The 21,956-nt window shown below is 62.5% G+C and carries 18 protein-coding genes; 16 read left to right on the top strand and 2 right to left on the bottom strand.

The genetic code is table 11. The features are described from left to right. Positions 1–68 precede the first annotated feature (68 nt). The 4 genes from rbfA to B5G28_RS10150 are packed head-to-tail and all read left to right on the top strand — an operon-like array spanning position 69 to position 3,295. The gene (rbfA, locus tag B5G28_RS10165) at positions 69–452 is read left to right on the top strand and encodes a 30S ribosome-binding factor RbfA (protein ID WP_087248418.1); all 384 of its coding nucleotides are present in this window, start codon (positions 69–71) and stop codon (positions 450–452) included. A 27-nt stretch (positions 453–479) separates the two neighbouring features. After that, a complete protein-coding gene (locus tag B5G28_RS10160; protein WP_087248416.1) occupies positions 480–1,457 on the top strand; it encodes a bifunctional oligoribonuclease/PAP phosphatase NrnA in 978 nt (325 codons plus the stop codon). Beyond that, the gene (gene truB, locus B5G28_RS10155; protein WP_087248414.1) at positions 1,457–2,341 is read left to right on the top strand and encodes a tRNA pseudouridine(55) synthase TruB; all 885 of its coding nucleotides are present in this window, start codon (positions 1,457–1,459) and stop codon (positions 2,339–2,341) included. The genes B5G28_RS10160 and truB overlap by 1 nt, the downstream gene beginning before the upstream one ends. A gap of 39 nt (positions 2,342–2,380) precedes the next feature. Continuing rightward, complete coding sequence (locus tag B5G28_RS10150; RefSeq protein ID WP_087248412.1) at positions 2,381–3,295, top strand: riboflavin kinase; 915 nt, start codon at positions 2,381–2,383, stop codon at positions 3,293–3,295. A 63-nt stretch (positions 3,296–3,358) separates the two neighbouring features. On the opposite strand, the gene B5G28_RS10145 is transcribed toward B5G28_RS10150, so the two are convergent. Further along, on the bottom strand, positions 3,359–5,047 hold the full coding sequence (locus B5G28_RS10145) for a carboxylesterase family protein (protein WP_087248441.1): 1,689 nt from the start codon (positions 5,045–5,047) through the stop codon (positions 3,359–3,361). A 266-nt stretch (positions 5,048–5,313) separates the two neighbouring features. Here B5G28_RS10145 and rpsO point away from each other — a divergent pair, with 266 nt between their 5' ends. The 3 genes from rpsO to glyA all read left to right on the top strand — a co-directional run bounded on the left by rpsO (position 5,314) and on the right by glyA (position 9,408). Next, the gene (rpsO, locus tag B5G28_RS10140; protein ID WP_087232972.1) at positions 5,314–5,568 is read left to right on the top strand and encodes a 30S ribosomal protein S15; all 255 of its coding nucleotides are present in this window, start codon (positions 5,314–5,316) and stop codon (positions 5,566–5,568) included. A 232-nt stretch (positions 5,569–5,800) separates the two neighbouring features. Continuing rightward, positions 5,801–7,948, top strand: a complete 2,148-nt coding sequence (locus B5G28_RS10135) for a polyribonucleotide nucleotidyltransferase (protein WP_087248410.1) — start codon at positions 5,801–5,803, stop codon at positions 7,946–7,948. A gap of 206 nt (positions 7,949–8,154) precedes the next feature. Continuing rightward, positions 8,155–9,408 carry a serine hydroxymethyltransferase gene (glyA, locus tag B5G28_RS10130; protein WP_087248408.1) on the top strand — a complete coding sequence of 418 codons (1,254 nt, stop codon included), beginning with the start codon at positions 8,155–8,157 and terminating at the stop codon, positions 9,406–9,408. Positions 9,409–9,468: 60 nt separating this feature from the next. On the opposite strand, the gene epsC is transcribed toward glyA, so the two are convergent. Then, a complete protein-coding gene (epsC, locus tag B5G28_RS10125; protein WP_087248406.1) occupies positions 9,469–10,152 on the bottom strand; it encodes a serine O-acetyltransferase EpsC in 684 nt (227 codons plus the stop codon). Positions 10,153–10,600: 448 nt separating this feature from the next. On the opposite strand from epsC, the gene B5G28_RS10120 reads away from it, so the two are divergent. The 9 genes from B5G28_RS10120 (at position 10,601) to B5G28_RS10080 (ending at position 21,293) form a co-directional block, all read left to right on the top strand. After that, entirely contained in the window at positions 10,601–11,788 is a 1,188-nt protein-coding gene (locus B5G28_RS10120; RefSeq protein ID WP_087248404.1) for a dihydroorotase, read from the top strand. 27 nt (positions 11,789–11,815) lie between these two features. Next, entirely contained in the window at positions 11,816–12,682 is an 867-nt protein-coding gene (gene pyrF, locus B5G28_RS10115) for an orotidine-5'-phosphate decarboxylase (RefSeq protein WP_087248438.1), read from the top strand. After that, positions 12,663–13,442 (top strand): dihydroorotate dehydrogenase electron transfer subunit, encoded by a 780-nt coding sequence (locus tag B5G28_RS10110; RefSeq protein ID WP_087248402.1) that lies wholly within the window; start codon positions 12,663–12,665, stop codon positions 13,440–13,442. The genes pyrF and B5G28_RS10110 overlap by 20 nt, the downstream gene beginning before the upstream one ends. After that, positions 13,430–14,347: a dihydroorotate dehydrogenase gene (locus B5G28_RS10105; protein WP_087248400.1), complete on the top strand. Its 918-nt coding sequence runs from the start codon at positions 13,430–13,432 to the stop codon at positions 14,345–14,347. The genes B5G28_RS10110 and B5G28_RS10105 overlap by 13 nt, the downstream gene beginning before the upstream one ends. Positions 14,348–14,472: 125 nt before the next feature. Then, entirely contained in the window at positions 14,473–15,066 is a 594-nt protein-coding gene (gene pyrE, locus B5G28_RS10100; RefSeq protein ID WP_087248398.1) for an orotate phosphoribosyltransferase, read from the top strand. A 31-nt stretch (positions 15,067–15,097) separates the two neighbouring features. Next, entirely contained in the window at positions 15,098–16,204 is a 1,107-nt protein-coding gene (locus B5G28_RS10095; protein ID WP_087248396.1) for a carbamoyl phosphate synthase small subunit, read from the top strand. Position 16,205: 1 nt separating this feature from the next. Further along, complete coding sequence (gene carB, locus B5G28_RS10090; protein ID WP_087248394.1) at positions 16,206–19,442, top strand: carbamoyl-phosphate synthase large subunit; 3,237 nt, start codon at positions 16,206–16,208, stop codon at positions 19,440–19,442. Positions 19,443–19,620: 178 nt separating this feature from the next. Continuing rightward, positions 19,621–19,944 carry an HU family DNA-binding protein gene (locus B5G28_RS10085; protein WP_087248392.1) on the top strand — a complete coding sequence of 108 codons (324 nt, stop codon included), beginning with the start codon at positions 19,621–19,623 and terminating at the stop codon, positions 19,942–19,944. A gap of 161 nt (positions 19,945–20,105) precedes the next feature. After that, entirely contained in the window at positions 20,106–21,293 is a 1,188-nt protein-coding gene (locus B5G28_RS10080) for a DEAD/DEAH box helicase (protein ID WP_087248390.1), read from the top strand. Positions 21,294–21,956: the final 663 nt, after the last annotated feature.

The following is a 21,956-nucleotide window of genomic DNA, read 5'->3' as shown; positions in this document are numbered from 1 at the left end:
CGGTCCCGGCGGGTAAAATCTTATGGAATCAACGCTTTTTTCACGTCTTGTGAGAAAGGAGCAACACCATGTCTGAGAAAAACATGGGCCGTCTGGCGCAGGACATGAAGCGGGAGATCATTGCCATCATCTCCCGGCTGAAGGACCCGCGTCTGTCCGGCGGCCTTCTAACCGTCACCCGGCTGGACGTCACGCCCGACCTGGATGTGGCGAAAGTTTATGTGAGCGTGCTGGGCAACCCGGAGGGTCCCGCGCCGGTCATCAAGGCGCTGAACTGCGCCGCCGGCCACGTCCGCACCGAAATCAGCCGCAAAATGCACATCCGCAAGGCTCCCCGCCTGATCTTCGTCGAGGACGACGGCGCAGCCTATGCGGCCCATATCAACGAGCTGCTCAAGGAACTGAACGTGGACAGCGGGCCGGACGCCTCTGAAGAGGCCGACGGGGAATAACCCGCCCGCGGAAAGGACAAAACACTTATGACCGAACCGCTGAATGTGGAGCAGGCGGCCGCCATGCTGCGGAACGCCGACAACATTCTGATCCTCTGCCATAAAAACCCGGACGGCGACACCATCGGCTGCGGCAGCGCATTGTATTATGCGCTGGCCTCCCTGGGCAAGACGGCGGCCGTCCTGTGTTCCGATCCCATCCCCCGCCGGCTCAGCTATACCCGGCCCCGGCTGTTCCGGGGCGAGTTTGAGCCGGGTCTGGTGGTGGCGGTGGACGTGGCCGGGACCCAGCTTTTCGGGGACAGCGGCTTGATGCCGTCCTACAGCCGCCGGGTGGATCTGTGCATTGACCACCACGCCGGCAACAACGGCTACGCCCAGTACACCCTGCTGAACCCCGAGGCCGCCGCGGCAGCTGAGCTGCTGTGGGAGGTCATCGAGGCCATGGGGGTGCAGCTGGACTCCCAGATGGCCGATTGCCTCTACACCGGCTTGGCCACCGACACCGGCTGTTTCCGGTTTGCCAACACCAAAGCCAAGACCCACCGGGTGGCGGCCCGCCTGATGGAGGCGGGGGCCCGGGTGGAGGAGCTGAACACCCTGCTCTTTGCCACCAAGACCCGGGGACAGATGGAGGCCGAGCGGATCGCCCGCAGCCATCTGGAATATGCTCTGGATGGCCGGTGCGCCCTGATCTGGCTGGACCGGGACGAAATCGAGGCCAGCCAGGCCGACCCCTCCGACCTGGAGGAGCTGACCGCCCTGCCCATCGGCATCGAGGGGGTCAAGATCGGCCTGACCTTCCGTCAGCAGCCCGGCGGCAGCTGGCGGGTGAGCATCCGCACCGCCAACGGGGTGGATGCGGTGGCAGTGGCCCGGCGCCTGGGCGGCGGCGGCCATCTGCGGGCGTCCGGCTGTGAGCTGCTGGGCACCCTGGACAATGCCAAGAGCGCCGTTCTGGCCGAGGCGAAAGCCGTTCTGGACCAGAGCGGGGAGGAGGCATAATGCAGGGAATCCTCATCGTTGACAAGCCCGCCGGCTGGACCAGCTTTGACGTCATCGCCAAGATGCGGGGGGTGCTGGGCACCCGGAAGCTGGGCCACAGCGGCACGCTGGACCCCATGGCCACCGGCGTCCTGCCGGTGTTCTGCGGGGGAGCCAGCAAGGCGGTGGACCTCCAGCTCAACCACGACAAAACCTATCGGGCCACCCTGCGGCTGGGCAGCCGCACCGACACCGGTGATATCACCGGCACGGTGCTGGAAACCCGCCCCGTCACCGCCGGAGAGGCGGAACTGAAAGACATCCTGCCCCGGTTTGTGGGGCCCCAGATGCAGGTGCCGCCCATGTACTCGGCGGTGAAGATCAACGGCCAGCCCCTCTACAAGGCGGCCCGCCAGGGCCTGACGGTGGAGCGGAAGGCCCGCCCCATCGAGATTTACGGCATCACCTATGAGGGCAGCCCCGCCCCGGGGGAGTACACCCTGACGGTCCGCTGCTCCAAGGGAACCTATATCCGCACCCTGCTGGAAGATATCGCCCAGGGGATGGGCCAGCTGGGGACCATGAGCGCCCTGCGCCGCACCCAGGCGGGCCTGTTCGCCGAGGCGGACGCCCACACCCTGGAGGAAATTCTGGCCGCCAAAGAGGCCGGCCCCGACGCACTGGAAGGGCTGCTGCTGCCGGTGGAGCGGGTGTTTGAACCGCTGCCCCTGCTGAAGGTCAGCCCCGGCGTGGCCCAGCACCTCTACAATGGCTGCCCCACCAGCCGCTACCCGGCCCCCGACGGCCGCTACCGCGTGCAGGATGAGGCGGGGCAGTTCCTGGGCCTGGCCAACATCACCGGCGGCGTGCTGCGGGTGGAAAAGCTCTTTGTGGAGCGCGGATGAGGCCGCAGGCCCCGATCAATCTTTTGGGAATCAGAAACTATGCAGATTTATCCAACCATGTCGCCCCTGGAACTCGGGGGCAAGCAGGGCAGCGCGGTGGCGCTGGGCTATTTTGACGGCATCCACATCGGCCACCGGTCGGTGATCGGCGGGGCGGTGGACTGGGCCGCAGCCCATGGAGCAGCCCCGGCGGTGTTCACCTTCAAGCTGCCCGCCGGCAGCAAGATCAAGGGCCGCCGCCTCTTTTCCGCCGAGGACAAGCACCGTCTGGTGGCGGGCCTGGGGGTGGAACACTACCTGGTGCCCGCCTTTGAGGACATCCAGGCCATGACCCCCGACCAGTTCGTCCGGGGTCTGGTGGCAGACTGTCAGGCCCGGGCCTTCTTCTGCGGGGAAAACTTCACCTTCGGCGCCAAGGCCGCCGGAAACCCGGCCCTGCTGCAGGAACTCTGCGCCCCCCTGGGGGTGGAGGTTCATATCCTGCCCATGGCGCAGTATGAGGGCAAGCCGGTTTCCTCCACCCGCATCCGGGCGGCTCTGGAGGGGGGCGACATCCCCGCCGCCAATGGAATGCTGGGTGCGCCCTACGCCATCCGGTTCCCGGTGCGGCATGGCCAGGGCCTGGGACACACTCTGGGGGTGCCCACCATCAACCAGATTTACCCCGACGGCTACCAGTTGCCCCGGTACGGCATCTACATCACCCGCACCTGGATCGGCGGCAAGGCATATCCCTCGGCCACCGGCCTGGGCAGCCGCCCCACCGTCAACGACGACCCCGCCAAGGTCACCTGCGAGACCTTTATTCCCGGTTTCTCGGGGGACCTGTACGGCGCGGACCCGGTGGTGGAGTTCCACACCTACCTGAGCCCCAGCAAGAAGTTCGATACGCTGGACGAGCTGCGTGCCTGCATCCAGAACGCCGCCCGCCGGGCACAGGAATACTTCCAATAAGAAAAAGACCTGCCTCCTGTTTCCAGGACGGCAGGTCTTTTTGTTGTCGGTCAGCGGGTTTTGTCAGACCCAGAGGGATGGGTTTTGATAGCGGGCGTCCAGCTCGGCGCTGAAAATCCGTCCGTTCAGAATCTGGCGGATCACCAGCTCCTTGGTGCTGTCCGGGACGCTGTTGTCGGCGTCCAGCCGGTCCAGAACGGCGCCGCAGTCCGACGGGGCGTCCTGGAGGGTGAAGGCGGCCGAATCGGCGCTGTTCCCGGCGTCCAGCACCAGGGCCCGGGGAGAGGCGGCGGTCCAGGGCTGCCAGTCCACCCCGGCGCCGTCGGGTGTGCCGGTGCGGATGAAGGAGCGGAAGGCCGCGGTGAACCGGTCGGACAGGGCGGCAAAGCCGGGGCTGCTGAGGGAGACAAAACCGGGAAGGCTGTTTTCACCCGACAGCAGGGGAAGGCTGATGCCGTGGTAGGACCCAAGGCCCATGGCCCGGATGGGGCTGGCGCTGTCTGCGCCGCCGTAAGCGATCTCGCACACCCAGACAGGGGCAGCGGAACGGCTGGACAGGGAGGCTGCGGCGGCTCCGCCGTTGAAAATCCGGTACAGCTCGGAGCCGTAGGCGGTGGCAAAATCCCGGGCCGCGGCGGTGTCGGCGGCGCTGAGGCCGTTGGTCTGCACCGTAGTGGTCAGGGGATTGAACAGGCTGAACTCGGTGGTGCCGGTCACCAGCAGCAGGGGAACCGGGCAGGACAGGGGAGCGTCCAGGCCGTTTTCAGGCAGGAGAACCCCGTCCGCAAACAGGTGGGGGAAACTGCTCATCCGAATCCCGCCGCCGTCGGCCATCAGCAGGCAGACCCGGGCGGGGTCCAGATCGTACAGCCAGCGGGTCACGTCCTCGCCGTTGGTGAGAAGCCAGTCCGCCGCTGCGGTTTGGTCGGAGAACAGGCCGTCCTCCACTGCCAGAGGCGCAAAGGCCGCGGCGGTCTGGCGGGCGCTGGCGTCGGGGTCGGCCATGGTCAGCCCGCCCGACAGGGACACCGCCCGCTGGAACCGCCCTGCAAAATAGGGGCTGGCCAGCATGGCCAGCACATCCCGTCCGCCGGCGGAAAAGCCCATGGCGGTGACATTGGCGGGGTTGCCGCCAAAAGAGGCAATGTTTTCCTGCACCCAGTCAAAGGCTTTGGCGGCGTCCAGCAGGGCATAGTTGCCGGTGCTGTCGGGGCCGTTCTGGAGGGCGGGCAGGCTGTTGAAGCCCAGCAGGCCCAGCCGGTACCCCACCGACACAAGGACGCATTCGGCCCGGGCGGACAGGGAGCCGCCCGGCAGTTCCTCCGGGGAACCGGTGCGGTTGCCGCCGCCGTGGAAATACACCACCACCGGCAGCCCGGCGGCGCCGTCCGGAGCATAAACGTCCAGCTTGAGACAGTCCTCGGTGCCGGCGGCCATCCCGTTGCAGCACTGCAGGGCCATGGGGGCGGGCGCGGTGCAGTCCAGCGGATCGGACCAGGGGGCCGGGTCCTGGGGCGGCTGCCAGCGCAGCGACCCCGACGGGGCGGCGCCGTAGGGCACCCCGTACCAGGCCAGAACGCCTCCGGCTTTGTTTTCCCGGCCCTGGACCGGGCCAAAGGAGGTGGGCCGGAGGGTGCCCTGCAGAGGAGCGGAAGGGGGTTCGGCCTGGCTGGCCTGGGCCGGCAGGCCGCCGGCCAGACCGGCCGCCGTCAGGGCCCCCGCTTTCAGAAAGCCTCGCCGTGAAATGTTCATGGTTGATTTACTTCCTTTCTGTTGCACTGCTTACCAGTATAACAAAACATCCCCCGAACACAAGTGAAAATTCCGTGGCAGAGCCTCCGGCAGAACTACCTAAAATTGTTTCAACAATTCGGGGGTTTTGTGCTTGCTTTTTGTACGTTTTTTTGCTATACTATCCACGTTACCGCGGCGCAGCGATGGGAGTATGCCCGTTTGCGAGGGAAGACCGTTTCCCACCGCTTTGTCACGGCAGAAATAATAGAAAGAGGTATTTTTCCATGAACAAACAGGAAGTTATGGCCAAGGTTGCCCTCAACGAGAAGGACACCGGTTCCCCCGAGGTTCAGGTTGCTCTGCTGACCGCTCACATCAATGAGCTGAACGAGCACCTCAAGAAGAACCCCAACGATCACCACAGCCGCCGCGGTCTGCTGAAGATGGTTGGCCGCCGCCGCAATCTGCTGGCTTACCTGCAGAAGAAGGATGTGGAGCGCTACCGCGCCCTGATCGCTACGCTGGGTCTGCGCAAGTAATTTCAATGAACGAGGGGGCAGGCACCATCCAAAGGTGCCTGCCTTTTTCCTTAGGGTGGATTTTTGGCCGGGTATTGGTAAGCCGGGCCGCCGCTGCGTGTTGCAGCAGTAAATCGGGCGTCTGAGAGGCGCACGCCCCTCTGGGACGTCGGATTTATTGCTATAGCTCGCGGCGGCCGGCCTGATGATATGCCGGGCGCCCCAGCGCCCGGACAAACAAGGAGGTAACTACATGGCAATCGAATTCGGCTCCCGCAAAGAGACCTTCCCCAACTACAAGGTCTATGAGATGGAACTGGCAGGCCGCCCGTTCAAGGTCGAGATGGGCAAAATGTGCGGGCTGTCCAACGCCAGTGCTCTGATCCGCTACGGCGAGACCGTTGTGCTGTGCAACGTCACGATGAGCCCCAAGCCCCGGGAAGGGGTGGACTTCTTCCCCCTGAGCGTCGAGTATGAGGAGAAGCTGTACGCAGCAGGCCGCATCCCCGGCAGCTTCATGCGCCGTGAAGGCCGTCCCGGCGAGCGTGCCATCCTGACCAGCCGGGTGGTGGACCGCCCCATGCGCCCCCTGTTCCCCAAGGAAATGCGCAATGACGTCTGCATCACCATGACTGTCATGAGCCTGGACCCCGACTGCAGCCCCGAGATCGCCGGCATGATCGGCGCCTCTCTGGTGACCGCCGTGTCCGAGATTCCCTGGAACGGCCCCATCGGCGGCGTCCAGGTGGGCCTGGTGGACGGCGAAATCGTCCTGAACCCCACCTATGAGCAGCGCCGGGTCAGCGACCTGGCCCTGACGGTGGCCGGCACCATGGACAAGATCGTCATGATCGAGGCCGGCGCCAACGAGGTGGACGAGGACACCATGCTCAACGCCATCAAGACCGCCCATGTGGAGATCAAGAAGACCATCGCCTTCATCAACGAGATCGTGGCCGAGCGGGGCAAGGACAAGGTCCAGTTCCAGACCGCCGGCATCGATATGGAGATCTTCCACGCCGTCCATGACAAGTACCTCGACCGGTTCAAGGCCGCCATGGACACCGACGACAAGAACGTCCGCGACGCAGCCCTGCTGCCCATTCTGGATGACATCGCCGCCGAGTACCCCGACCTGACCGCCGCCGACCTGGATCTCATCAGCTACAAGATGCAGAAGCAGGTGGTTCGCCGCTGGCTGCTGGATGAGGGCAAGCGTGTGGACGGCCGCGGCATCAACGAGATTCGTCCTCTGGCCGCCGAAGTGGGCATCCTGCCCCGCGTCCATGGCTCGGGCATGTTCACCCGCGGCCAGACCCAGGTGCTGACCACCTGCACCCTGGGCGGCACCAAGGACAGCCAGCTGATGGACGACCTGACCGATGAGCAGACCAAGCGCTACATCCATCACTATAACTTCCCGCCGTACTCGGTGGGCGAGGCCCGCGCACCCCGCAGCCCCGGCCGCCGCGAGATCGGCCACGGCGCTCTGGCTGAGCGCGCTCTGGTGCCGGTGCTGCCCTCCATGGAGGACTTCCCCTACACCATCCGCTGCGTCTCGGAGGTCCTGAGCTCCAACGGCTCCACCTCCCAGGCTTCCATCTGCGGCTCCACCCTGGCCCTGATGGACGCAGGCGTGCCCATCAAGGCCCCCGTGGCCGGCATCTCCTGCGGCCTCATCACTGAGGGCGACCGCTGGATGACCATGCTGGACATCCAGGGCGTGGAGGACTTCCACGGCGATATGGACTTCAAGGTGGGCGGCACCCGCAAGGGCATTACCGCCATCCAGATGGACATCAAGATCGACGGCCTGACCTACGACATCATTGCGGATGCCTTTGAGAAGTGCCGCAAGGGCCGCCTGTATATTCTGGACGAGATCATCAAGCCGGTCATCGCCCAGCCCCGTCCCGAGCTGAGCCGCTGGGCACCCAAGATGTTCAGCATCGTCATCCCCACCGACAAGATCAAGGACGTCATCGGCAAGGGCGGCAAGGTGATCCAGGAGATCTGCGCCAACTGCAACTGCAAGATCGATGTCCAGGAGGACGGCCACGTCTTCGTCTCGGCCATCGACCAGGAGGACGCCAAGCGGGCCATCTTCACCATCAAGACCATTGTGGAGGACCCCGAGATCGGCGCCATCTACAAGGGCAAGGTCACCCGCCTGATGAACTTTGGCGCATTCGTTGAGATTGCCCCGGGCAAGGAAGGCCTGGTCCACATCTCCAAGCTGGACACCAAGCGTGTCGAGCGGGTGGAGGATGTGGTGGCCGTGGGCGACGCCATCGTGGTCAAGGTCACCGACATTGACCAGCAGGGCCGCATCAACCTGTCCCGCCGCGACGCCATCATCGCGCTGGAGGCCCGCAAGAACAGCCAGAACAAGGAATCCTGATTGACTTAAAGCGCACACAAGCCGCTTCCCCTGCCGGGGAGGCGGCTTTTTTGATGGGGCAGGGAAGGCGGAAAAAAGAAAAAACTGTTTTTCTTATAAAAATACAGTTGTTTGTCTTGCATAGACGCCTGGGTTTTGCTATTATAAAGGAAACTGCTGCGAGGGTGCAGCGGCGGATGCAGTTTGAAAAAGAGAGGGGTATTGTTATGTACAAGGAAATGATGGACACCATCGGTCTGGTCAACGGCGTGGACCCGGAAGTGGGCGCGGCCATGGGCCGTGAGCTCACCCGTCAGCGGGAAAACATCGAGCTGATCGCCAGCGAGAACATCGTCTCTCCGGCGGTGATGGCCGCCATGGGCAGCGTGCTGACCAACAAGTACGCCGAAGGCCTGCCCGGCAAACGGTATTACGGCGGCTGCGTCTACGTGGACGAAGTGGAAAACATCGCCATCCGCCGCGCCTGCGAGCTGTTCGGCGCCAAGTATGCCAACGTGCAGCCCCACTCGGGAGCCCAGGCCAACCTGGCGGTCTACTTCGCCCTGCTGGAGCTGGGTGACACCGTCATGGGCATGGATCTGTCCCAGGGCGGTCACCTGACCCACGGCTCCCCGGTGAATATGTCGGGCAAAAATTACCACTTCTTCTCCTACGGCGTGGGGGAGGACGGTCGCATCGACTATGTGGAGCTGGAAAAGGCGGTCAAGAAGGTCCGTCCCAAGATGCTGGTGGCGGGCGCATCGGCCTATCCCCGGGCCATTGATTTCGAGAAGCTGGCCGAGATTGCCCACGGCTACGGCGCATACCTGATGGTGGATATGGCCCACATCGCCGGCCTGGTGGCAGGCGGCGCCCATCAGAGCCCGGTGCCCTACGCCGACGTGGTGACCACCACCACCCACAAGACCCTGCGGGGCCCCCGCGGCGGCCTGATCCTCACCAATAACGCCGTTCTGGCCAAGCGGATCAACTCGGCTGTCTTCCCCGGCACCCAGGGCGGCCCCCTGGAGCACGTCATCGCCGGCAAGGCGGTCTGCTTCGGCGAGGCCCTCAAGCCCGAGTTCAAGGTCTATGCCCACAAGATCGTGGAGAATGCCCAGGTCATGGCAGCCGAGCTGCAGGCCCGGGGCGTCCAGCTGGTTTCGGGCGGCACCGACAATCACCTGATGCTGGTGGACCTGCGTCAGGAGGAGTGCACCGGCAAGGAGCTGGAGGCCCGTCTGGACGCCGTCCATATCACCGCCAACAAGAACACCGTCCCCGGCGAGACCCGCAGCCCCTTTGTGACCTCGGGCGTCCGTCTGGGCACCCCGGCGGTCACCACCCGCGGCATGGGCGCCGAGGAGATGAAGATCATCGCCAACTGCATCGCCGACTGCATCTGGCACTTCGATGAAAAGAAGGACGACATCGCAGCCCGGGTGCTGGCTCTGACCAAGCAGTTCCCCCTGTACGAATAATCCCATACACAACAAAGGGCGAAGCCGCAATGGCTTCGCCCTTTTTCTGTCGATGAATTTTTACGGTTTGGCGCTGGGGTTGGACCGGGCCGCCACCTGTTCGTGGGTGGGGGGGATGTCCCCCTGGGCCGCCTTTTCCAGATGGCTGATGCGCTGGTCCAGGGCGGTGATCCGCTGGGAGACAATATCCGGCAGATCCTGCTGGTCCAGATCGTCGGCGGGATTCACCGACTTGTTGTTGATCCGCACCACCTCCGCCGGCACGCCCACGGCGGTGCAGTTGGCGGGCAGGTTGTGGAGCACCACGCTGCCGGCGCCCACCCGGGCGTTGTCCCCGATGTACACCGGGCCCAGCACCTTGGAGCCTGCGCCGATCAGCACGTTGTCTCCCAGGGTGGGGTGACGCTTGCCGGTGTCCTTGCCGGTGCCGCCCAGGGTGACCCCGTGGTAGATGGTGCAGTTGTCGCCGATCTCGGTGGTCTCGCCAAAGACGATCCCCATGCCGTGGTCGATGAACAGGTTTTTGCCGATGGTGGCGCCGGGATGGATTTCGATGCCGGTCTTATGCCGGCCCCGCTGGCTGATCCACCGCGCCAGGAAAAAATGTCCCCGCTGGTAGAGCCAATGGGCGATTTTGTGGTATACTAAGATGTGAAAACCCGGGTACAACAGGATAACTTCGATTACGCTGCGTGCGGCCGGGTCTTTGCGCTGAATATTGCGCGCGTCGTCAAGCAGACCCATGGACGTACCTCCTTCATATCCGAAAGCGATTGGCATGTGAATGTGTTTTTATTTTAGCACAGCCGGCGGCCAAAGTACAGCGCGCCGGTCACACAGAAGCGGGTTTTTGGCCTGCCAGCGGGGGAATTTGGACCCCTATGCAGAATTTTTGTAAGCTTTACTAAAAATTTCCGGGCATGGACGTACTACTTCTCACAAACAAAATTGCAGATATTATTGACACTTTTTGCGTTTCTATGATAAAATACCTAAAAGACAATTGCAGAAAGGGGAACCTGTATTTTATGATGTGCGTCTGCGGCGTTGAGAAGCTGAAGATGTGCTTTGCAGCCGGTTTTTTCGCAGCCGGTTTGTTCCCCATTTTCAAAATTTGAACTTTTCCCGTCTGGGAAAAGTTTTTTTTTGCCCGCGCCGGGACAGGCGCGGCTTCAAAAAGGAGGAAGCGGTCATGCTGATTCAACATGCAGTGGACGTCCATGGAGAAGAAATCGAACTCTACCTCAGCGAGGGCAAAATCCAGGCGGTGGGCCGTGGTCTGGCGGCCCTGGCCGGCCCGGAGGACGCCGTCCTGGACGCAGGGGGGCTGACGGTTCTGCCCGCCTTTGTGGACTTGCACGTCCACTGGCGTACCCCCGGCTTTGAATATAAGGAGGATGTCACCACCGGCAGCCATGCGGCGGCGGCCGGCGGCTATACCTTTGTCAATCTGATGCCCAACACCAAGCCGGTCTGTTCCTCGGCGGCCCAGGCGGCCATGATCGAGGACGAGGCCGCCCGGGTGGGCCTGTGCGACGCCAACCAGACGGTGTCCATCACCGAGAACTTTGACGGCCACACCCTGGACCACCTGAAAACCCTGCCCGAGTCGGTGCGCTTTGTCACCGAGGACGGCCACGGGGTCCAGAGCGCCAGCGTGATGGCCAAGGCCTTCGCCATCTGCCACCAGAAGGGGATCACCATTATGAGCCACGCCGAGGACATGGAGATCAGCCCCTGGGACTACCGGCTGGCCGAGGACGTGGAAACCCTGCGGAACTGCTGGCTCAGCGAGTACTATCAGACCCGGCTGCATATGTGCCATGTCTCCACCCGCGGAGCCATCGAGGCCATCCGCATCGCCAAGCTGCGGGGCGCGCCGGTCACCTGTGAGGTGACCCCCCACCACCTGTGGTTCACCGAGGATCTGTGCGATTACCGGGTCAATCCCCCCATCCGCACCGCCGACGATGTGGCGGCCCTGGTGGACGCCATCCAGGACGGCACCGTGGACGCCATCGCCACCGACCACGCTCCCCACTCGGAGGAGGACAAGGCGGCGGGCGCCGCCGGCATGGTGGGCAGCGAGACGGCTTTCGGCGTCTGCTACACCAAGCTGTGCCGCGGCGAGGGCCTGCCCCTGGAGCTGCTGAGCGAGCTGATGAGCGGCCGCCCCGCCCAGATTCTGGGCCTGAACAAGGGCCGTCTGGAGCCCGGCTACGACGCCGACCTGGTTCTGGTGGATCTGGACACCCCCTACACGGTGGACCGGGACAAGCTCCACTCCAAATCGAAGAACAGCCCTTATCAGGGGGCTGCACTCTATGGCTGTGTCTGCGCCACCATCAAAGGCGGCCAGCTGACCTATCAGGCTGAGTAAGATCAAAAGAAAGGGAATGATGCTATGATGACCAACATGGATAAGCTGTATGAGGCAGTCGAGGCTCGGGGCCCGGTCTGCGTCGGTCTGGACACCGATTTCTCCTATCTGCCCGAGGATTTTGTGGACACCGCTCTGAGCAAGGGCGAGAACATTGTCCGCTTCAACAAGGCTCTGATCGAGGCCACCAAGGCGGTCGCCGGCTGCTACAAGGTGCAGATCGCTTACTATGAGGCTCTGGGTCTGGACGGCCTGCGGGCTTACGCCGAGACCCTGCGGGCTGTCCGCGCCGCCGGCGTGCCCGTGATCGCTGACATCAAGCGGGGCGACATCGCCAAGACCGCCGAGATGTACGCCATCGGCCACTTCACCGGTGATTTCGAGGCCGATTTCGTCACCCTGGCCCCCTACATGGGCCTGGATTCCATCAGCCCCTATCTGCCCTACGCCGAAAAGGCCGGCAAGGGCATGTTCGTCCTCTGCCGCACCTCCAACGGCGGCGCTAAGGACTTTGAGTATGAGAAGCTGGCCGACGGCCGCCACGTCTATGACCTGGTGGGCGACAAGCTCAACGAGCTGGGCAAGGGCTACATGGGCGAGCACGGCTACTCCTCCATTGGCCTGGTCATCGGCGGCACCCACATCGAGGAGGCCTCCGAGATCCGCGCACGGTATCAGGACAGCTTCTTCCTGATCCCCGGCTACGGCGCCCAGGGCGGCAAGGCTGAGGACATCGCCCAGTACCTGAACAAGGGCAACGGCGGCACCGTCAACTCCAGCCGCGGCATCCTGCTGGCCTACAAGAAGCAGCCCGGCGTGGCCTTCGACGAGGCCGCCTACAACGAGTGCGTCAACATGAAGGAGGCCATTGCCCATGCGTGCAGCCTGCTGTAAGGCCACCGTCCTGGGCCAGAGCAACGTGGCATCGGATGTCCGGCTGCTGCGGGTCCTCTGGCCGGACCCCGGCCACGCCCCCCACGCGGGGCAGTTCTTCACCCTGCGCAGCTGGGGCGCAGGGGAGGCGCCGTTCCTCTCCCGGCCCATCAGCGTCCACAAGTGGGAGCCTGAGACGTTGACCGTCTCCTTCCTGTATCAGATTGTGGGCCAGGGCACCGAAAAGCTGGCCGCCCTGACCGAGGGCGACTTCATCCAGCTCACCGGTCCCATGGGCAACGGCTTCGATGTGCCCGCCATCGCCGAGAAATACCAGAAGATCGCCCTGGTGGGCGGCGGCATCGGCACCGCCCCCATGTACCAGCTGGCCCGGGAACTGGCCGCCGCAGGCCGCCAGCCCGACGTCTTTTTCGGCTTCCGGGACGAGCCCTACTGCATGGAGCAGTACCGCGGCCTGGCCGGCATCGTCAAGGTGTCCACCGACAGCGGCCGGTTCGGCTTCCATGGCTTTGTCACCCAGCTGTATGACCCGGCGGACTACGATATCGTCCTGATCTGCGGCCCCACGCCCATGATGAAGAATGCCGCCCGCCTCTGCGCGGAGAAGGGCACCCCCTGCCTGGTCAGCCTGGAAAAGAAGATGGCCTGCGGCATCGGCGCCTGCCTGGGCTGCACCATCGAGACCGCCTCGGGCGCCAAGAGCGTCTGTAAGGACGGCCCTGTCTTTGCAGGAACGGAGGTGTTTGGATGGCAGACCTGAGAACCAACCTCCTCGGCTTCACCATGAACAGCCCCATCATCGGCGCGTCCGGTACGGTGGGCTACGGAGTCGAGTATGAGGACCTGGCCGATTTCAGCAAGATCGGCGGCATTTCCGGCAAGGGACTGACCCTTCACGGCCAGTTCGGCAACAAGGGCGAGCGCCTGTGGGAGACCCCTTCGGGCCTCATCAACAGCATCGGCCTGCAGAACCCCGGCGTGCAGCACTTCATCGACGTGGAGCTGCCCGAGATGCTCAGCCTGAAACGGCAGTACGGCACGGTGGCCATTGCGAATCTGGGCGGCCACAGTGAGGAAGAATATGTGGAGGGCGCAGCTCTGCTGAACGACAGCGCCGTGGACATTGTGGAGCTGAACATCAGCTGCCCCAACGTCAAGCAGGGCGGCATGACTTACGGCGTCAAGGCCGACGCCGCCGGCGAGGTGGTGCGGATGGTCCGCGACGTCTGCAAAAAGCCCCTGATGGTCAAGCTCAGCCCCCAGGCGGAGAACATCCCCGAGATGTGCAAGGCGGTGGAAGCCGCCGGCGCCGACGCCATCAGCCTGACCAACACCTTCCAGGCCTGCGCCATCGACCTGGAAAAGCGCCGTCCCGTCTTTGACAACATCTTTGCGGGCCTGTCGGGCCCGGCGGTGCGGCCCATTGCCCTGCGGATGGTCTGGCAGGCGGTGGGTGCAGTCCAGATCCCTGTGGTGGGCCTGGGCGGCATCGCAACCGGCCGGGACGCCCTGGAGTTCATCATGGCGGGCGCCGCCGCAGTCCAGGTGGGCGCGGCCAACTTCGCCAACCCCCGGGCCATGGAGACCATCGCCGACGAGATGGCCGCCTGGATGGACGCCCACGGGGTGGCCAGCCTGGACGAAATCCGCGGCTGCGCCCGGTGAATATACATAAAAATGACATATATTCATTAAAATGAGAATATAACGAATAAATTTGCGTTTTCCGGGCTTGCGTGATACAATACCGTGAGACCGATTTATGTGGAAAGAGGAAGGGAGTAAAAACAATGAGCGAAGCAATTGAAATTTTGAAGAGCTGTGAAGCATTCCTGGAGGGTCACTTCCTGCTGTCGTCCGGCCGCCATTCCAGCGCCTACTGCCAGATGGCATTCCTGCAGCAGTACCCCGACCGCTGCGCCGAGGTGATGGCTCCTGTGGCCGCCAAGGTCAAGGAGCTGGGCGCCGACGTCATCGTGGGACCTGCCATGGGCGGCATCGTCTACGCCTACGAGCTGGCCCGTCAGACCGGCCTGCGCGCCATCTTCACCGAGCGTGTGGACAACGTCATGACCCTGAAGCGGTTCGCCATCCATCCGGGTGAGAAGTGCATCATCGCCGAGGACGTGGTCACCACCGGCATCTCCTCTCTGGAGACCAAGCGGGCCATCGAAGAGGCCGGCGGCATCTGCCTGGGCATCACCTGCGTGGTGGACCGCACCAAGCCCGAGGCTCCGTCTCCCATTCCCATCCTGGCCAGCGCCCTCAAGCTGGACCTGCCCAACTATGCACCCGAGGAGTGCCCCCTGTGCAAGGAGGGCAAGCTGCCCCTGGTGCACCTGGGCAGCCGCAAGATGAACCAGCAGGCCAAGCAGACCCTGTGAGTCCTGCAACGAGATAAAACGAGGGAACGCAATGAACGCATATCTTCTTTTGGCAAACGGAATGGTTTTTGCGGGCCAGTCGGTGGGCGCTGAGGGCGTCACGGTGGGCGAAGTGGTCTTTGCCACCGGCATGGTGGGCTTTCAGGAGACCCTGACCGACCCCAGCTACTATGGCCAGATCATCACCCAGACCTACCCGCTGATCGGCAACTACGGCATGAATCACTGGGACATGGAGTCGGGCAAAATCTGGGCCCGGGGCTACATTGTCCGCGAGGCCTGCAAGACCCCGTCCAACTGGCGCTCGGAGGAGACGCTGGACAGCTTTTTGAAGAAAAACAACATCATCGGCATCGAGGGGATCGACACCCGTCATCTGACCCGCGTCATCCGCGAGAGCGGCGTCATGAACGGCGCCATTCTCACCGAGTTTGACCCCGCCGACCCCGCCAACAAAGAGCGCACCGAGGCCCTGCTGGCCCAGGTGCAGGCTTATGCTGTCACCGACGCCGTCAAGAGCGTCACCTGTGCCGCGCCCGAGGTCCACAATCCCGACGGCGCACCCCACATCGCCCTGATGGATTACGGCTGCAAGCGGAACATTGTCCGCTGCCTGGTCCGCCGCGGCTGCAAGGTGACCGTCATGCCCGCCTTCTCGACGGCGGAGCAGGTGGCCGCCCTGAACCCGGACGGCATCATGCTGTCCAACGGCCCCGGCGACCCCGCCGAGCCGGTGGAGGCCATCGAGAACCTGCGCAAGATCTTTGAGCTGGGCATCCCCACCTTCGGCATCTGCCTGGGCCATCAGCTGTCGGCCCTGGCCGCCGGCGCCAAGACCACCAAGCTCAAGTACGGCCACCGCGGCGCCAACCAGCCCGTGACCGATTTTGCCAGCGACCGCACCTTCATCACCAGCCAGAACCACGGCTATGCGGTGGTGGGGGACCAGCTGCCCCCCGAAATGGGCGTTGTGGCCCAGGTCAATGCCAACGACGGTACCTGTGAAGGCATCCAGTACAAGAAATGGAACTGCTTTACCGTCCAGTTCCACCCGGAAGCAAACGGCGGCCCCAAGGATACAGAGTTCCTCTTCGACCGTTTCCTGACCAATGTAAAGAGCGCAAAGGAGGCTCGCTGATATGCCCAAGGACCCCAGAATCAAAAAGGTGCTGGTGATCGGCTCGGGACCCATCATCATCGGCCAGGCGGCTGAGTTCGACTACTCGGGCACCCAGGCCTGCCGCGCCCTGAAGGCGGAAGGCATCGAGACCGTTCTGCTCAACTCCAACCCTGCCACCATCATGACCGACCCCGATGTGGCCGATCACGTCTATATCGAGCCCATGACCCTGGAGGTCGTGGAGCGCATCCTGGACATCGAAAAGCCCGACTCGGTGCTGCCCAACCTGGGCGGCCAGATGGGCCTGAACCTGTCCATGGAGCTGGCCCGCAGCGGCTACCTGGACCGCACCGGCATCCGCCTGCTGGCCTGCAAGCCCGAGACCATCGACCGGGCCGAGGACCGCGAGCTGTTCAAGGAGACGATGGAAAAGCTGCATCAGCCCATCATCCCCTCGGAGGTCGTGGAGACCCTGGAGGACGCTCTGGCCTGCGCCGACCGCATCGGCTACCCGGTCATCGTCCGTCCCGCCTTCACCATGGGCGGCACCGGCGGCGGTATCTGCGAGGACAAGGCCAAGCTGATCGAGATCGGCACCAACGGCCTGCGTCTTTCCCCCATTCACCAGATCCTGGTGGAAAAGTGCATCGCCGGCTGGAAGGAAATCGAGTATGAGGTGATGCGCGACCACAAGGGCAACGTCATCACCGTCTGCAACATGGAGAACCTAGATCCCGTGGGCATCCACACCGGTGACTCGGTGGTCGTGGCTCCCTCCCAGACCCTGACCGACCACGAATACCAGATGCTCCGCACCGCTGCCCTGGACATCATCACCGAGCTGGGCATCGAGGGCGGCTGCAACTGCCAGTTTGCCCTCAAGCCGGACAGCTTTGACTATGCGGTCATCGAGGTCAACCCCCGTGTGTCCCGCTCGTCGGCTCTGGCCTCCAAGGCCACCGGTTACCCCATCGCCAAGGTGGCCACCAAGATCGCCATTGGCTACACCCTGGACGAGATCACCAACGACGTCACCGGCAAGACCTGCGCCTGCTTTGAGCCCGCGCTGGACTATATTGTCGTCAAGTACCCCAAGTGGCCCTTCGACAAGTTCGTCTATGCGGACAAGTCCCTGGGCACCCAGATGATGGCCACCGGCGAGGTCATGTCCATCGGCAACAGCTTTGAGGCCGCCATGATGAAGGCTGTCTCCTCCATCGAGCTGGGCATGGACACCCTGACCCACAAGCCCTTTGAGGAGCTGGACGATCAGGAGATCATCGCTCACATGCACGTGCAGGACTCCGAGCGGGTGTTCTGCGTCTATGAGGCCCTCAAGCGCGGCATCGACCATCAGACCATCTACGACATCACCAAGATTGACTGGTGGTTCCTGGACAAGATGCAGCACCTGGCCGACCTGGAAAATGGTCTGGCCCGCTGCAACGGCGTCCTGAGCCTGGAGCAGTACCAGGAGGCCAAGAAGTACGGTTTCCAGGATAAGACCATCCGCCGCCTGGCCCAGGTGGAGCAGCTGCCGGTGGAGAACTACCGCGCCGGCTTCAAGATGGTTGATACCTGCGCCGCCGAGTTCTCGGCCAACACCCCCTACTTCTACTCCACCTACGACGGCGACAACGAGGCCGCCGAGTTCATCGCCAAGAAAGAGGACGGCCAGCCCCACAAGAAGCGGATTCTGGTCTTTGGTTCGGGCCCCATCCGCATCGGCCAGGGCATCGAGTTCGACTACTGCTCGGTTCACTGCGTCTGGACCCTGAAGAAGCACGGCTGTGAGGCCATTCTGGTCAACAACAACCCCGAGACGGTGTCCACCGACTTTGATACCGGCGACCGCCTGTACTTTGACCCCCTGACCCCCGAGAGCGTGGACAACATCATCGCCACCGAGAAGCCGGACGGCTGCGTGGTCCAGTTCGGCGGCCAGACCGCCATCAAGCTGGCCAAGCACATGGACGAAGTGGGCCTGCCCATCCTGGGCACCCCCGCCGACGCCATCGACGAGGCCGAGGACCGGGAGCGTTTTGACGAGCTGCTGGAGCGCTGCGGGATTCCCCGCGCCCCCGGCCGCACCGTCTATACCCTGGACGAGGCCCTGGCTGCCGCCGAGGAAATCGGCCTGCCTGTGCTGATGCGTCCCTCCTACGTGCTGGGCGGCCAGAACATGATCGTGGCCTACACCCAGGCCGACGTCATCGAGTATATGGGCGTCATCACCGAGCACGTGGACATGGATCACCCCGTCCTGCTGGATAAGTATATCCAGGGCACCGAGTGCGAAGTGGACGCCATCTGCGATGGCACCGACTTCCTGATCCCCGGCATCATGGAGCAGGTGGAGCGGACCGGCGTCCATTCCGGCGACTCCATCTGTGTCTATCCGGCCCAGCATCTGACCCAGAACATCATCGACACTATGGTGGACTATACCGGCCGCTTTGCCCGTGAGCTGAAAGTGGTGGGTCTGGTCAACGTTCAGTATGCCGTTTCGGATGGCAAGGTGTACGTCATCGAGGTGAACCCCCGTTCGTCCCGTACCGTGCCCTATATCTCCAAGGTCACCGGCGTGCCCATGGTGGACCTGGCGGTCCGCTGCTGCCTGGGCGAGAAGCTGGCCGACATGGGCTATGGCACCGGCCTGCACCCCAACGCTCCCTATGTGGCCGTCAAGGTGCCTGTGTTCAGCTTTGAGAAGCTGCACGGCGTGGACACCCAGTTCGGCCCCGAGATGAAGTCCACCGGCGAAGTGCTGGGCATTGCCCCCAACTACCATGACGCCCTGCTCAAGGGCCTCATTGGCGCCGGCTATACCTTCAAGACCCCCGGCCCCGCCAGCTGCTGCATCTTCACCGTGAAGGACAGCGACAAGCCCGAATTTGTGGACATCGCCTGGAAGCTCAAGAGCATGGGCTACAAGCTGTACGGCACCTCCGGCACCTGCGCCTGGCTGAACAAGCACATGGTGCCCTGCAACGAGGTGCGGAATATGTCGGGCGAGGCTCCCAACATCATTGACCTGCTCCAGAGCGGTCTGGTGGACTATGTCTTCTCCACCAGCGCCAAGGGCCGCGACCCCCGGCGTGACTCGGTGCGGCTGCGCCGCAAGGCCGTCGAACTGAGCATCCCCTGCATTACGGCAGTGGATACCGCCAACGCTCTGGTGGATTGCCTGCGCAGCGAGCACAGCCTGAAAAATGTGCCGCTGGTGGACATTGCAACGCTGTATAAGGAAAAATAAGCCTTCGTGTGCAGAAAGGCCTGTTTCGTGCGCAGAGTATCGATTTGAGACCGACCGTTTGTTATACTCTGCGACGTAAATTTTGCAAAAGTACGTTACTTTTATGAGTTTCCTGCAGGGCCCGGCCCGCAGTGGAAAACTCTGGATATAACAAGCAGTTCCAGGAGGATATTGATACATGACCCGTTCCCAGATGATCGAAACCGTTGCCCGCAAAACTGGCTTCCCCGAGAGCCAGGTCGAAATGACGATGGACGCCATGTTCGACCAGATCGCAGAGTGCCTGCGCGCTGACGAAAAGGTGACCATTGCCGGATTTGGCCGGTTTGAAATGCGTCCCCGCAAGCCCAAGGCTTACACCAACCCCAAGACCAAGGTGTCCAGCCGGCTGGAGTCCACCTCGATTCCCGGCTTCAAGGCAAGCGGCCGCTTCAAGCAGAAGCTGGAGGCTGCCCGTGCAGCCGCGGCAGCCGAGAATAAGGCTCTGGAAGAGACGGCGTAACAATTCCAATACCAACCACAGGCCGGGCGTCGATGGGCGTCCGGCCTTTTTGTATGCCATGGGCCAGGAGATTGGAAACAAGGCTTTTCAGATCCCGCAAGCCGTGTTATACTGATAAGGACTTGACAAATTGCGCACCCCCAGAAAGAACGGAGAAAACCATGCGTTACAGTGAATTACAGTGCAGCGAGGCCATCCACCAGGCCGTGGAGCGGATGGGCTTCGAGGATATGACCGAAATTCAGGAGAAGGTGATCCCCCTCATGATGCAGGGGCGGGATATCATCGCCAAAGCCCCCACCGGCACCGGCAAGACCTGTGCCTTCGGCATCCCGGTGGCCGAGCATATCGACCCGGAACAGGCCTGGCCCCAGGCGGTCATTCTGGCCCCCACCCGGGAGCTGGCTCAGCAGATCGCAGGGGATATGGAGGAGCTGACTTACTTTATGCCGGGGGTCAAGGTGGCGTGTGTCTACGGCGGCGCCAACATGGACAAGCAGGCCCGCCGCCTGGCGGAGGGCTGCCAGATCGTGGTGGCTACGCCCGGCCGCCTGATGGACCATTACAAGCACCGCAGCATCGACCTGAGCCATGTGACCCAGATTGTCCTGGATGAGGCGGACGAGATGCTGAATATGGGCTTTTACAAGGATGTGCGGCACATCATCGACCTGATGAAGAGCCGGAAGTCCCTGTCCATGTTCTCGGCCACCATCAGCCGGGAGGTTATGGACATCGGCTGGCTGTACCAGCGGGACGCCGAGGAGATCACCGTCCAGCCCAAAGAGGAGAGCCAGCCCAAGATCACCCAGTACAAGCTGGAGACCTCCGGCCGCAATAAGCTGTCCGACCTGGCCCAGCTCATCATTGGAGAGGGCTATAAGCGGGTGATGGTGTTCTGTGATACCAAGTTCGGCACCGCCACTCTGGCCAACCAGCTGGCCCGTCTGGGCTTCTCGGTGGACTGCCTCCACGGCGACCTCTCCCAGAAGGACCGCAACCGGATTATGCAGAGCTTCCGGGATGGCAAGGTGTCGGTCCTGGTGGCCACCGATGTGGCTGCCCGCGGTATCGACGTGTCAGATGTGGACGCTGTGGTCAACTACGACGTTCCCTCGGACAATGAGCACTATACCCACCGCATCGGCCGTACCGGCCGCGCCAAAAAGGAGGGCGTCAGCTACCTGTTCTATATGCCCGACGAGAAAAAGCGGGTGGATGAACTGCTGCGGATGACCCGCAACACCGATCTGTGCCTGCCGGTTCACTTTGACTTCAACCATGAGCATATTGTGGTGGAGGAAAAGAAGGACAGCGGGGATAAGTTCCAGATTCGCAGCTATTTCTAAAACCATACAAGGCCAGGGCCAGGCGCCCTGGCTTTTCTTTATGAATGAGAGAGGAACAGAGGCCGTTGCTTATTCGGAGCAGAAACTGCCTTTTCCCATATAGGGTAATAGATAAAGATAAACCGAGCGTCCCGCTTGCAGGCGTTGGATGGAACTTACGTTTTGTCCTGCGGCCCGGCGGGGGCCTTGTGCGCCTATTATTTAAGATAGTAGGAGAGCTGGATCGAGTTTTTTGAATCCCGGGAGACGGGGATATGAATGGCAGAGAGCATGCCGCTGTATGGGGACTGCAAAGGCAAAATGAGAAAATGAACACGTCATCGAAGAAAGTGAAATAAAGTCAATTTTTGAGCAAAAAAGTTCCAGAAAACGCTTGACAAAAGTCAGACTCTGTAGTATTATACTCAGGCGCCCGGCGGAACGGCTTCCGCGAGAGTCCGAAAGAATGAAAGCACTTCAAAATCACTTGAAAAAAGATGAAAAAAGTGCTTGACAAAATGGACCGGACGTGATAAAATAAACAGGTCGCCAGCCGAGAGGCCGGGCGGACAGGACCTTGAAAATTGAACAATATCGAATACTTGTAACGGAACCTTTAAAGTGTTGGAAACACTTAAAATTCCAAAAAGTAATTCTTACAGGACGCAAGCGATTGCGTGCTGA

The organism is Faecalibacterium sp. An77 (assembly GCF_002161315.1).
Lineage (GTDB): Bacteria > Bacillota > Clostridia > Oscillospirales > Ruminococcaceae > Faecalibacterium.
The sequence above is the reverse complement of the archived record's forward strand: the minus strand, read 5'-3'. Positions and strand labels throughout refer to the sequence as shown.